At 52.5% G+C, this 12,510-nt stretch carries 14 protein-coding genes; 5 read left to right on the top strand and 9 right to left on the bottom strand.

Annotated features, from left to right (window positions below):
- Positions 1 to 305 precede the first annotated feature (305 nt).
- The 5 genes from ABLV75_RS26350 (at position 306) to mtgA (ending at position 6,554) form a co-directional block, all read left to right on the top strand.
- On the top strand, positions 306 to 1,229 hold the full coding sequence (locus ABLV75_RS26350) for a TIGR01212 family radical SAM protein (protein WP_017145348.1): 924 nt from the start codon (positions 306 to 308) through the stop codon (positions 1,227 to 1,229).
- Positions 1,230 to 1,387: 158 nt separating this feature from the next.
- The gene (gene uxuA, locus ABLV75_RS26355; RefSeq protein WP_004106177.1) at positions 1,388 to 2,452 is read left to right on the top strand and encodes a mannonate dehydratase; all 1,065 of its coding nucleotides are present in this window, start codon (positions 1,388 to 1,390) and stop codon (positions 2,450 to 2,452) included.
- A gap of 149 nt (positions 2,453 to 2,601) precedes the next feature.
- Complete coding sequence (gene arcB, locus ABLV75_RS26360; protein WP_004106175.1) at positions 2,602 to 4,941, top strand: aerobic respiration two-component sensor histidine kinase ArcB; 2,340 nt, start codon at positions 2,602 to 2,604, stop codon at positions 4,939 to 4,941.
- A gap of 234 nt (positions 4,942 to 5,175) precedes the next feature.
- Complete coding sequence (gene elbB, locus ABLV75_RS26365) at positions 5,176 to 5,829, top strand: isoprenoid biosynthesis glyoxalase ElbB (RefSeq protein WP_004106173.1); 654 nt, start codon at positions 5,176 to 5,178, stop codon at positions 5,827 to 5,829.
- Positions 5,826 to 6,554 (top strand): monofunctional biosynthetic peptidoglycan transglycosylase, encoded by a 729-nt coding sequence (gene mtgA / locus ABLV75_RS26370; RefSeq protein ID WP_004106171.1) that lies wholly within the window; start codon positions 5,826 to 5,828, stop codon positions 6,552 to 6,554. Before elbB ends, mtgA begins: the two co-directional genes overlap by 4 nt.
- 50 nt (positions 6,555 to 6,604) lie before the next feature.
- Here mtgA and npr read toward each other — a convergent pair whose 3' ends face one another.
- The 9 genes from npr to kdsC form a co-directional block, all read right to left on the bottom strand.
- The gene (gene npr / locus ABLV75_RS26375; RefSeq protein WP_004106170.1) at positions 6,605 to 6,877 is read right to left on the bottom strand and encodes a PTS phosphocarrier protein NPr; all 273 of its coding nucleotides are present in this window, start codon (positions 6,875 to 6,877) and stop codon (positions 6,605 to 6,607) included.
- The gene (rapZ, locus tag ABLV75_RS26380) at positions 6,874 to 7,728 is read right to left on the bottom strand and encodes an RNase adapter RapZ (protein WP_004106169.1); all 855 of its coding nucleotides are present in this window, start codon (positions 7,726 to 7,728) and stop codon (positions 6,874 to 6,876) included. Before rapZ ends, npr begins: the two co-directional genes overlap by 4 nt.
- A 45-nt stretch (positions 7,729 to 7,773) precedes the next feature.
- The gene (ptsN, locus tag ABLV75_RS26385; RefSeq protein ID WP_004106168.1) at positions 7,774 to 8,262 is read right to left on the bottom strand and encodes a PTS IIA-like nitrogen regulatory protein PtsN; all 489 of its coding nucleotides are present in this window, start codon (positions 8,260 to 8,262) and stop codon (positions 7,774 to 7,776) included.
- Positions 8,263 to 8,328: 66 nt separating this feature from the next.
- Positions 8,329 to 8,616, bottom strand: a complete 288-nt coding sequence (hpf, locus tag ABLV75_RS26390; protein ID WP_004106167.1) for a ribosome hibernation promoting factor — start codon at positions 8,614 to 8,616, stop codon at positions 8,329 to 8,331.
- A gap of 22 nt (positions 8,617 to 8,638) precedes the next feature.
- The gene (gene rpoN / locus ABLV75_RS26395; protein WP_004106166.1) at positions 8,639 to 10,072 is read right to left on the bottom strand and encodes an RNA polymerase factor sigma-54; all 1,434 of its coding nucleotides are present in this window, start codon (positions 10,070 to 10,072) and stop codon (positions 8,639 to 8,641) included.
- A 47-nt stretch (positions 10,073 to 10,119) separates the two neighbouring features.
- The gene (gene lptB, locus ABLV75_RS26400) at positions 10,120 to 10,845 is read right to left on the bottom strand and encodes an LPS export ABC transporter ATP-binding protein (RefSeq protein ID WP_004106165.1); all 726 of its coding nucleotides are present in this window, start codon (positions 10,843 to 10,845) and stop codon (positions 10,120 to 10,122) included.
- A gap of 6 nt (positions 10,846 to 10,851) precedes the next feature.
- Positions 10,852 to 11,397: a lipopolysaccharide ABC transporter substrate-binding protein LptA gene (lptA, locus tag ABLV75_RS26405; protein ID WP_004106163.1), complete on the bottom strand. Its 546-nt coding sequence runs from the start codon at positions 11,395 to 11,397 to the stop codon at positions 10,852 to 10,854.
- Positions 11,366 to 11,941 carry an LPS export ABC transporter periplasmic protein LptC gene (gene lptC, locus ABLV75_RS26410; RefSeq protein WP_004106160.1) on the bottom strand — a complete coding sequence of 192 codons (576 nt, stop codon included), beginning with the start codon at positions 11,939 to 11,941 and terminating at the stop codon, positions 11,366 to 11,368. The genes lptA and lptC overlap by 32 nt, the downstream gene beginning before the upstream one ends.
- Positions 11,938 to 12,504, bottom strand: coding sequence for a 3-deoxy-manno-octulosonate-8-phosphatase KdsC (gene kdsC / locus ABLV75_RS26415; RefSeq protein WP_004106158.1), 567 nt, complete (start codon positions 12,502 to 12,504; stop codon positions 11,938 to 11,940). The genes lptC and kdsC overlap by 4 nt, the downstream gene beginning before the upstream one ends.
- Positions 12,505 to 12,510: the final 6 nt, after the last annotated feature.

The following is a 12,510-nucleotide window of genomic DNA, read 5'->3' on the forward strand; positions in this document are numbered from 1 at the left end:
GTCTCACTGTATCGACGGCACGACATTATCTGTCTGTGCTGAATTGTTTTTTTATCACAGTTTTTTAAACTGCTTTTTATTTATTTTTTGGTTGCTAATACTGTTTTGTGCCAGGGTAAAGATAATTGCCAATCAGCGGCTATGTATAAGGAAAACTCATTACCCTGAGCATGAATTAAATTGCAGTTATTTTGATTGTTTATGCAATGAGGTGAGCGGCCGCGTTGACGATTGATCCAGGTCATCGCCGTCGGTAGCTAAAAATGGCAGGCTTGGCCCCTTTCTTAAGGCCGGTCTATCAGATTATGCAGTTACAAAAATTAGTCAACATGTTTGGTGGGGATCTTGCGCGCCGATATGGAGAAAAGGTTCACAAACTGACGCTGCACGGTGGGTTTAGCTGTCCAAATCGCGATGGCACCATTGGTCGTGGCGGCTGTACCTTTTGTAATGTCGCTTCTTTTGCCGATGAAGAGCAGCAGCACCGTTCGATTGCTGAGCAGCTAGCCCATCAGGCGCAGCGGGTAAACCGGGCTAAGCGCTATTTGGCCTATTTCCAGGCCTATACCAGTACGTTTGCCGAAGTTCAGGTACTGCGATCCATGTATCAGCAGGCAATCAGCCAGGCCAGCATCGTCGGGCTGTGCGTGGGCACCCGCCCGGACTGCGTCCCCGGAGCCGTATTGGACCTGCTGAGTGAGTATCGGGAGCAGGGCTACGAAGTATGGCTCGAGCTGGGTTTACAAACCGCGCATGATAAAACGCTGCACCGAATTAACCGCGGCCACGATTTTGCCTGCTATCAGCGAACCACCCGCCTGGCACGCGAGCGCGACCTTAAAGTGTGTAGCCACCTTATCGTGGGCCTGCCGGGCGAGGGACAGGGTGAATGCCTGGAGACCTTAGAGCAAGTAGTGGAGACCGGCGTAGACGGCATTAAGCTGCATCCACTTCATATTGTGAAGGGGAGCATTATGGCCAGGGCCTGGCAGGCAGGAAGGTTAAACGGTATTGCGCTGGACGACTATACGGTTACCGCAGGAGAGATGATCCGTCACACCCCTCCGGAAGTGATTTTTCACCGTATCTCCGCCAGCGCGCGCCGCCCAACGCTGCTGGCGCCGCTGTGGTGTGAGAACCGCTGGACCGGGATGGTTGAACTGGATAAATACCTCAATGAACACGGCGTTCAGGGGTCTGCTCTCGGTCGTCGCTGGATCTCTCCATAGCAGGCGGATAACGTCATCGCTACGGCGCATTTATTTTGCTTTATCCTCTGAAAAAAAGTGGTGTGACCAACGTCACTGTCGTTAATATAAATCTGGTTATTTTATCTTGTATGGTAGTAGGCTATTACCGTTAATAATATTGAATCAGGTGATTTCGTATGCAAATGACAATGCGTTGGTTTGGGCCGGAGGAAGACAAGGTCTCTCTGGAATATATCCGCCAGGTTCCCGGCGTTGAAGGCGTGGTGGGGGCGCTCTATGATGTCGCGGTTGGTGAGGTATGGCCGCTGGAAAAAATCCAGCGCCTGGTAAATCAGGTTCATGATGCCGGGCTAAAAATGGAAGTTATCGAAAGCGTCAATATTCATGACGATATTAAAATAGGGCTGCCTTCCCGCGATCGCTATATTGCCAACTATCAACAGACTATCCGTAATCTTGCCCGGTTTGGCGTAAAAGTGATTTGCTATAACTTCATGCCGGTTTTTGACTGGATGAAGACCGATATGAACTATGTTCTGCCGGATGGCTCCCGGACGATGGCTTTTGAAAAAAAAGACATTGATAAGAGCCTGGAAGAGGTGGTGAAAGAGGTTCTGGATAACTCAAATGGTTTTGCGCTGCCGGGCTGGGAACCTGAGCGTCTGGCCAAAGTTCAGGAGCTGTTTGCGCAGTACAAAGATGTTGATGACAAGACGCTGCGGGAGAATCTGGTCTATTTTCTGAAGGCGGTTATCCCCGTCTGCGAAGAGGTCGGCGTGAAAATGGCTATTCATCCGGACGATCCGCCGTACTCTATTTTTGGCTTGCCGCGTATCGTGAAAAATCGCGACGATCTGGATTGGATCTGCCGGGCGGTAGATTCTGAGGCCAATGGCATCACGCTCTGCACCGGTTCAATCGCGGAAGATCCTGCCAATGACGTCTACTCGATTCTGGCCGAGTTTACACGGCGCAAGCGTATCCATTTTGCCCATGTGCGTAATATTAATCTTATTAAAGATAAAGACTTTTATGAATGCGCTCATCCGTCAGAATTCGGCTCTTTGGACATGTATAAAGTGATGCAGGCGCTCTATGACAATGGTTTTAGTGGCTATATACGCCCGGATCATGGACGTTTTATCTGGGGTGAAACAGGGCGGCCAGGTTATGGATTATACGACCGTGCGCTGGGCGTGACCTACCTGAAGGGGCTGTGGGAAGCGCTCAGTAAACGCTAACGCTCGTTTTGTTCTCTTCTCTATTTCCGGCTGACGCCAGTTCAGCGTCAGCCGCGTAACTGCAATCCTTCCCGCATTTTTTGCACAACTTACAGCGTCTTGCTCAGAATTGAGTATTATTGTGCGAAGTTGTCGCGAAGGAATCCCTTATGAAGCAAATCCGTATGCTGGCGCAGTATTATGTTGACCTGATGATGAAGCTGGGTCTGGTGCGCTTTTCAATGCTGCTGGCCTTTGCGCTGGTGGTGCTGGCGATAGTTGTGCAGATGGCCGTTACGATGGTGCTGCATGGCCAGGTGGAAAGTATTGATGTGATCCGCTCCATCTTCTTCGGCCTGCTGATTACCCCATGGGCGGTCTATTTCCTTTCGGTGGTGGTTGAGCAACTGGAAGAGTCCCGGCAGCGCCTCTCGCGGCTGGTAGAGAAACTGGAGGAGATGCGCGAGCGCGATCTCAAGCTGAATGTGCAGCTCAAGGACAATATCGCCCAGCTTAATCAGGAAATCGGCGAACGTGAAAAGGCGGAAGCGGAACGTGAAACGACGCTTGAGCAGCTCAAAATTGAGATGAAAGAGCGTGAAGAGGCGCAAATTCAGCTTGAGCAACAATCCTCTTTTCTGCGCTCCTTCCTTGATGCTTCTCCGGATCTGGTTTTCTATCGTAATGAAGATAAAGAGTTTTCCGGTTGTAACCGTGCGATGGAGCTTTTGACAGGCAAAAGTGAAAAGCAGCTTATCCATCTGAAGCCGCAGGATGTTTATACCGAAGAAGTGGCGGAAAAAGTGCTGGAAACGGATGAGAAAGTCTTCCGCCATAACGTCTCACTAACCTACGAACAGTGGCTGGATTATCCGGACGGGCGTAAGGCCTGCTTTGAAATCCGTAAGGTTCCTTATTACGACCGCGTAGGTAAGCGGCGCGGCCTGATGGGTTTTGGCCGCGATATCACGGAGCGTAAGCGCTATCAGGACGCTCTGGAGCGAGCCAGCCGAGATAAGACCACCTTTATCTCAACGATCAGCCACGAGCTGCGTACGCCGCTTAACGGCATTGTAGGGCTTAGCCGAATTCTGCTGGATACCGATTTGACCGGCGAACAGGAAAGATACCTGAAAACCATCCATGTCTCAGCGGTAACCCTTGGTAATATCTTCAATGATATTATTGAGATGGATAAGATGGAGCGGCGTAAAATTCAGCTGGACAACCAGCCGGTTGATTTTACCGGTTTCCTTGCGGACCTGGAAAACCTCTCCGGCCTGCAGGCGCAGCAGAAAGGCCTGCATTTTGTGCTGGAACCCACGCTTCCGCTGCCGCATAAAGTGATCACCGACGGAACGCGTTTACGCCAAATCTTGTGGAATCTTATTAGTAATGCGGTGAAATTTACTCCGCAAGGCGGGAATGTGAACGTCCGCGTGCGCTATGACGAGGGGAATATACTGCACTTCGAAGTGGAAGATTCAGGTATCGGCATCCCTGAAGCGGAGCAGGATAAGATTTTCGCCATGTACTACCAGGTTAAAGATAGCCAGGGCGGCAAGCCTGCGACGGGCACCGGTATCGGTCTTGCCGTATCACGTCGCCTGGCGCGAAATATGGGGGGGGATATCTGCGTTTCCAGCCTGCCGGGTAAAGGCGCGACATTTACCCTCACCGTACATGCTCCGGCCGTTGCGGAAGAGGTTGAAGATACGCTGGCGGAAGATGAAATGCCATTACCTGCGCTGAACGTGCTGCTGGTGGAAGATATTGAGCTAAACGTGATCGTTGCGCGATCGGTACTTGAGAAGCTTGGCAATAGCGTCGATGTGGCGATGACCGGTAAGGCTGCGCTGGAGATGTTCGTCCCCGGCGAATACGATCTGGTGCTGCTTGATATCCAACTGCCGGATATGACCGGCCTTGATATCTCTCGTCAGCTTAAACAGCGCTTTGCCGCCGACGAGCTTCCGCCGTTGGTTGCGCTTACCGCTAACGTACTGAAGAACAAGAATGAGTATCTGGAAGCGGGAATGGATGATGTCCTGAGTAAGCCGTTATCGGTTCCGGCATTAACCGCGATTATCAAAAAATTCTGGGATGCGCCGGAAGAAGAGGAGAATGAGATGCCATCTGTAGATAGCAGTAAATCGGCTTCCGTACTGGATATTCCGATGCTTGAGCAGTACATCGAACTGGTAGGGCCGAAGCTTATTTATGACGGCCTGGCCGTCTTTGAAAGAATGATGCCGGGCTATATGGCGGTTCTGGAGTCTAATTTAACCGCTCGCGACCAGAAAGGAATTGTTGAAGAGGGGCACAAGATTAAAGGGGCTGCGGGCTCGATCGGTTTACGCCATATTCAACAGTTAGGTCAGCAGATCCAGACGCCGGATTTACCCGCATGGGCGGATAACGTTGGCGAATGGGTTGAAGAGATGAAATCCGAATGGCAAAGCGATGTCGCGGTACTGAAAGCGTGGGTCGCGGCGGCAGATAAAAAATGACCCCGGATAAACCGGGGTGCGCGAATACTGCGCCAACACCAGGGAACTGGACATTGCGCCAGAATCATTTAAGTGATTTTTTTACACGGCGCAACCTGAGGATTTGGCTTACTCGCTCATTAAGATAGCAAACCTTAAATATTTTGTTACGTGAAACAGTAAAATATGTGAAGCATAGCGAGTAAATCAAAATTTTTGACTGCTTTCATAAACTTGTACTAAGGGGCTGATGTGATGAAGAAAATTGGTGTCGTGCTGAGCGGATGCGGCGTTTATGACGGAAGTGAAATCCATGAAGCTGTCATTACCCTGCTGGCAATTGCCCGCAGCGGGGCTCAGGCCGTTTGCTATGCGCCGGATAAAGTACAAACCGATGTTATCAATCATCTGACCGGCGAAGCGCAGGCGGAAAGCCGTAATGTGCTGGTGGAAGCGGCGCGTATCGCGCGCGGAGAGATTCAGCCTTTGGCCAATGCCCGAGCGGATGAGCTGGACGCGCTGATTGTGCCCGGCGGTTTTGGCGCGGCAAAGAATCTCAGTAGCTTTGCCTCGCAGGGGAGCGAATGTGAAGTGGATAGCGATCTTAAAGCGTTGGCTCTGGCGATGCATCAGGCCGGTAAGCCGCTGGGCTTTATCTGCATCGCTCCGGCGCTGTTGCCGAAAATTTTCGCTATTCCGCTACGCGTGACCATCGGTACCGATCTCGATACCGCCGATGCGGTAGAGGAAATGGGTGCTGAGCACGTGCCTTGCCCGGTGGATGATATTGTAGTTGATGAAGATAACAAAGTGGTGACGACTCCGGCGTACATGCTGGCGCAGAACATCGCGGAGGCGGCGAACGGAATTGAAAAACTGGTCGCTCGCGTCCTGGTGCTGGCCGCATGACCCTCCGCTTTTCGCCGCTGCGGATGATGAAGCGTTTTGTTCTGAGGCTGCTGTTGGCTTGCGTGGTGCTTTGGGGCGGCGGAATTGCGCTGTTTAGTATCGTGCCCGTCCCTTTTTCGGCAGTGATGCTGGAGCGCCAGGTCAGCGCCTGGCTTTCCGGGAATTTTCATTATGTCGCCCATTCCGATTGGGTGGGGATGGATGAAATCTCGCCGTGGATGGGGCTTGCCGTTATTGCTGCAGAAGATCAGAAATTCCCGGAGCACTGGGGGTTTGATGTTTCGGCCATTGAGAAGGCGCTGGCGCATAACGAGCGCAATGACAGCCGGATCCGCGGAGCGTCAACGCTGTCGCAGCAAACGGCAAAAAACCTGTTCCTGTGGGATGGCCGCAGCTGGCTGAGAAAAGGGCTGGAGGCGGGGCTGACCGTCGGCATCGAGACGGTCTGGAGCAAAAAACGGATCCTCACCGTTTATCTCAATATTGCTGAGTTTGGCGACGGAACGTTTGGCGTAGAAGCCGCATCGCAGCGCTATTTTCACAAACCTGCCAGTAGACTGACGGCTGCAGAAGCCGCGCTTTTAGCTGCGGTTTTGCCCAATCCCATTCGCTTTCGCGCCGATGCGCCGTCGGGTTATGTTCACCGCCGTCAGGCGTGGATCCTGCGCCAGATGAGGCAGTTAGGTGGGGAAGGTTTTATGCGGGCGAATAAGCTACATCAATAAACTTGCTATCAGATCTCCCCGGTAAGCACCGCTGCAGCCGGGGAATACCTCTAGTCTTCATCAAACCCGGCGTTGAATAGCGCGATAACGGCGGCTAGCGCTTCAACCTCCTGCGGACCGTTGGCTTCAATCTCAATCTGACGGCCTTTAGCCGAGTCGAGCATCAGCAAGGCAATCACGCTATTCGCTTCAGCTTCAGTACCTTCATCATTGCGCAGCAGGACTTCAGCATCATAGTTCTGCATTAATTCAAACAGCTTCATCGCCGGGCGAGCGTGCATGCCCAGCTTATTGGTGATTTCAACGGTTTGCTTAACGGTCATGATTTGCGTTTTTCCAGCGTCCGATGACGGGACTGCACGTTCTTACCGCGCGAGCGGAAGTAGTCAGCCAGCTGTTCGGCGATATAAACCGAACGGTGTTTACCACCGGTACAACCAATAGCTACCGTCAGATAGCTGCGGTTATTGGTCTCCAGCATAGGTAACCATAGCTCAAGATAGCTGCGGGTCTGGTAAATGAAATTATGCACTTCCGTGTGCCGGTCGAGGAAAGCGGCCACGGGTTTATCAAGGCCGGTCATCGGGCGCAGCTTCGGATCCCAGTGCGGGTTCGGCAGAAAGCGCACGTCAAAAACGTAGTCGGCATCGATAGGGATGCCGTGCTTAAAGCCAAAGGATTCAAATACCATCGTCAGTTCGCGTTCGCGTTTGCCCAGCAAACGCGTGCGCAACATTTCTGCCAGCTCATGCACCGACATTTCAGAAGTATCGACGATCAGGTCGGCGCGGGAGCGCAGAGGTTCCAGCAGATCGCTCTCTTCATCAATGGCGCTTTCCAGCGACAGGTTTTTGCTTGATAGAGGATGTAAACGACGGGTGTCGCTATAGCGGCGAATCAGGGTGTTACGATCGGCATCAAGGAACAGCAGCTGAGGTGAAAACTCTGCGGGCAGATTTTTCATCGCCTGCTCGAAGATTTCCGGCGATTCGGGCATGTTTCGCACGTCAATACTGACGGCCGCCGAGATGTTTCTGTCGGCGAGCGAACGCGCCAGCTCTGGCAACAGCACAACCGGCAGGTTATCGACGCAGTAAAAACCCATATCTTCCAGCGCTCGCAGGGCGACGGATTTCCCCGACCCTGAACGGCCGCTGACGATCATCAGTACCATGTACCGTTTCTCCTCAGTACGAAAAAGAGTAAGGTGCGACTTCCGTTATGCCTCATTGTTGCTTCCCGCTTCAGTGATGATTTCATAGAGCTCTTCATCACTTTGTGCAGCGCGCAGACGGCGGCAAATAGTTTTATCTGCCAGGCGCTTTGCCACCAGCGAGAGCGTATGCAGATGCGTTTTAGTTTGATCGGCCGGGACGAGAAGGGCAAACAGCAGATCGACAGGTTGATTGTCGATAGCATCAAAGGCAATCGGGGTTTCCAGTTGAACAAAAACGCCCACGGCGCGCAGCGTATCCTCTTCGAGTTTACCGTGGGGGATCGCAATGCCGTTACCAATCCCGGTACTGCCCATTTTCTCACGGGTGAGAATCGCCTCGAACACCACCTGGGGCGCTAAGCCTAACTGCTTTGCCGCCAGCTCGCTGATGATTTCCAGCGCGCGCTTTTTGCTCTGGCAGTGAACCTGGCTACGGGTACATTCCTGGTTAAGGACATTGCTCAGTTGTAGAGCCGAATCGTTATTTATCATAATTTCACCTGAGCTCACCCTGGCCAACCGCCTGCAGGCGGTTGGCGTAGGCTATTGCCCGGACAATTAGTGTTGTTTCAGTTTATCTTTATGTTTTGTTAACTGTCTTGCCAGCTTATCGATAAGGCCATCGATAGCAGCATACATATCCTGCCCTTCCGCACTGGCATGGATTTCGCCACCGTTGACATGCAGATTGGCGTCCGCAATTTGCGTCACCTTCTCCACTTTTAACACAATATAGACCTGATTGATCCTGTCGAAAAACTGCTCCAGTTTGCTGAACTTCGCCGTCACGAAATCGCGCATGGCGGGAGTTATTTCGACGTTGTGTCCTGTAATGTTGAGCTGCATAGTGTCTTCCTTATCGGTTGGGTCAAACCAGCTGCTTGCGCTGATTCGACGGCGGGATGGATAAAGACTCTCGGTACTTAGCAACGGTTCGCCGCGCCACCATAATACCCTGATCGGACAGCATGGTGGTGAGCTTACTGTCACTCAATGGTTTCGCGGGGTTTTCCGCGGCGATTAATTTCTTCACCAGCGCGCGAATGGCCGTCGACGATGCTTCGCCGCCGCCTTCGGTGTTCACATGGCTTGAGAAGAAATACTTCAGCTCAAAAATACCGCGTGGACTGTGCAGGTATTTTTGCGTGGTAACGCGTGAAATAGTGGATTCATGCATTTCGACGGCCTGAGCGATATCCGCCAGCACCATCGGCTTCATAAACTCTTCACCTTGTTCAAAAAAGGCCTGCTGCTGTTCGACGATGCAGCGGCTGACGCGCAGCAGGGTGTCGTTGCGGCTCTCCAGGCTCTTGATAAGCCAGCGGGCTTCCTGGAGATTGCTGCGGATAAACTGGCCGTCAGCATCATTCCGCGCGCTGTTGCCCATTGCCGCATAGTGCTGATTGATCTTCAGGCGGGGAAGGCTATCTGAATTGAGTTCGACAACCCAACGATCGTGAACCTTACGCACCAGCACGTCAGGGATGACATATTCCGGCTCGCCAGTTTGAATCGACTGGCCCGGGCGCGGATCCAGCGATTGGATCAGATTCACCGCTTCCTTTAACACCTCTTCTTTCAGGCGGGTAACGCGCATCAGAGTACGGAAGTCATGGTTGGCCAGCAGATCGAGATGATCGCTGATGATCAGGCGAGCTTCATCAATCCAAGGCGTCTCTTTGGCAAACTGTGAAAGCTGAACCAGCAGGCAATCGCGCAAGTCTTTTGCCGCCACGCCGACGGGGTCGAAACGCTGGATGCGCTTGAGCACCGCTTCAACTTCTTCAAGTCCGATTTCATCATCGCCAATACTTTCAACGATCTCTTCGACAGGAATAGTCAGGTACCCTGTGTCATCAACGGCATCGACGATTGAGGTCGCAATGGCGCGATCGGTATCGGTAAATGGCGTGAGTTCAACCTGCCACATCAGGTAATCCTGCAGGCTTTGCGTGGTCTCGCCCTGATAGACGGGCAGTTCATCATCCTGATAATCGACGCCGTTGCCTGAGGGCGTTCCCGCGGTATAGATCTCATCCCAGCTGGCATCAAGCGGCAGCTCGTCGGGCATCTCTTTCTGCTCAAGGGCATCGACGGTATCCAGAGATTCGCGATCCTCGGCCTCTTTGGTTTCTACCTCATCGTGAAGATCGGTTTGCTCCAGCAACGGGTTGCTGTCCAGCGCCTGCTGGAGTTCTTGCTGGAGTTCTAACGTAGACAACTGCAGTAAACGAATCGCCTGCTGCAGTTGTGGCGTCATGGCAAGCTGTTGGCTTAGCCTTAATTGCAAACCTTGCTTCATATTCAGGGCCAATATCTCCGGCTAAAACGTCTGGAACCTCTACCCTATCAGAGTCTGAAGTCTTCCCCAAGATACACGCGCTTAACCTGCTCGTCTTCAAGGATTTGCTGTGGCGTACCGTGAGCAATCAGGTGGCCCTGGCTGACGATATAAGCGCGTTCGCAAACGGCCAGCGTTTCCCTGACGTTATGGTCGGTAATCAACACGCCGAGGCCGCTGTCGCGCAGGTGTTCAATAATACGTTTAATGTCGATAACGGAAATGGGGTCAACGCCGGCGAAGGGTTCATCAAGCAGGATGAATTTCGGATTAGCGGCCAGCGCGCGGGCGATTTCAACGCGGCGGCGTTCACCACCGGAGAGCGCCTGACCGAGACTGTCGCGCAGGTGCTCAATGTGAAACTCTTCCATGAGCTCTTTCGCGCGATCTTCACGCTGTTCGGTGCTCAGGTCGTCGCGAATCTGCAATACCGCCATCAGGTTATCGTATACGCTCAGGCGGCGAAAAATAGAGGCTTCCTGAGGGAGATAGCCGATTCCGCGACGCGCGCGCGCGTGCAGCGGCAGCAGGCTAATATCTTCGTCATCGATGATAATGTTCCCTGCGTCGCGCGGTACGATGCCAACGACCATATAGAAGGTGGTCGTTTTACCGGCGCCGTTTGGGCCGAGCAGGCCTACAATTTCGCCCGAGTTCACGGTCAGACTGACATCTTCCACGACGCGGCGGCCTTTATAGGCTTTAGCAAGGTTCTTTGCAGTTAATGTTGCCATAACGAATTACTTACCTTTCTTTGACTGATCGCCACTTTTGTCCTGCAGCTGCGAAGGAACCAGAACCGTGGTCACGCGCCCGCCTTTATTGCTGAAAGCCTGCATTTTTTGTTCTTTCACCAGGTAAGTGATTTTGTCACCCTGGATATTGCTATCGACCTGCTCCAGATGCGCATTGCCGGTCAGGACGACAAAGTCATTTTGCAGTTCATAATGCATTTTCGACGCGCGGCCTTTCACCGGCTTGCCGTTGTCCTGCATCTGGTAGAAGGTGGCAGGGTTACCGTAGCCATCGATAACCTCTTTACCTTTTTCGCCGCCAGGACGGGTCACAACGACTTTGTCGGCATTGATTTTGATGGTTCCCTGAGTGACGACAACATTCCCCGTAAAGGTCACGACGTTGCCCTGCATATCCAGCGACTGCTGATCGGATTCAATGTGAATCGGCTGATCGGTATCACCCGTCTTTGCCTGAGCCGACAGGCTGGCCGCCAGTAAGGCGCTGGCGAGCGCAATCTTAAGGCTGAGTTTGTTTGTTCTGAATTTCATATGAGGTTCTAACCTTTTCAATCAGCTCGGCATTTTTGCTGCGCAGGTTCCCGCGCATTTTCAGGCCGCTGGAATTAAATGTTGTTCCGTACAACGTCACCATGTCATCGGAGGTAACATCCTGCGTCACCAGGTTTATCTGGGCGTTATCCGTCGTAATTTTGCGCAGTTGAGAGTCAGCCGACAGCGCATCGACTTCAACGTGCCCGTAAAGATACAGCATGCGATCATTGGTCAACTTAGCTTTATCCGCTTTGATAGACCAGGTTGGTGCTTTATTCGTATCAAAGGTGGTCATCACCGGTTTGGCAAACCACGACAGCTGCTGCGCGGAGAAGTACTCCACGTGTTCAGCGATGAGCCGGTAGTTAAGCGCCCCCTCGGGACTATACACGACGGTATCGGTATGTTCGCTGGTATACGTTGGGTCATCAGGATTGATCGCTTGCTGGGTCGTATCGTCCGTACTCGCCAGGTTCAGGCCGATCAGAATCAGCGCGACCAGCGACAGTAAAATGATAACCCAACGTCTGGTTTTACTCATATAGATTGCCCTTTGGCCTCATCCAGCTTGCCCTGCGCCAATAGTAGCAAATCGCATACTTCCCGTACCGCTCCGCGACCGCCGTTAATACGCGTGACGTAATCCGCGCGCGGGAGCAGCAACGGATGCGCATCGGCTACCGCTACACTTAAACCCACTTTAGCCATCACCGGCCAGTCAATCAGATCGTCGCCAATGTAGGCGACTTCATCAGCATCAACGGCCAGCTTATTCAATAGTTCATGGAACGCCAGCAGCTTATCGGACTGTCCCTGGTACAGATGCCTGATGCCCAGCGTTTGGCAGCGATCTTCCACCAGTTTAGCTTTTCGCCCGGTAATTATCGCCACTTCAATATCTGAAGTCAGGGCGCAGCGGATGCCGTAGCCATCGCGCACGTTAAACGCTTTCAGCTCTTCACCGTTATTGCCCATGTAGATAACGCCGTCGGATAGAACGCCGTCCACATCAAGTATGAGTAAACGGATTTTTGCCGCCCGGTCAATAAAGTCCTGGCTCACCGGCCCATAGCAGGTCGCGATCAGGGCATCAGCATTATTCATTATTTT

Origin of the sequence: Klebsiella sp. CN_Kp066 (assembly GCF_040065135.1) — a bacterium.
Classification (GTDB): Bacteria; Pseudomonadota; Gammaproteobacteria; order Enterobacterales; family Enterobacteriaceae; genus Klebsiella; species Klebsiella oxytoca.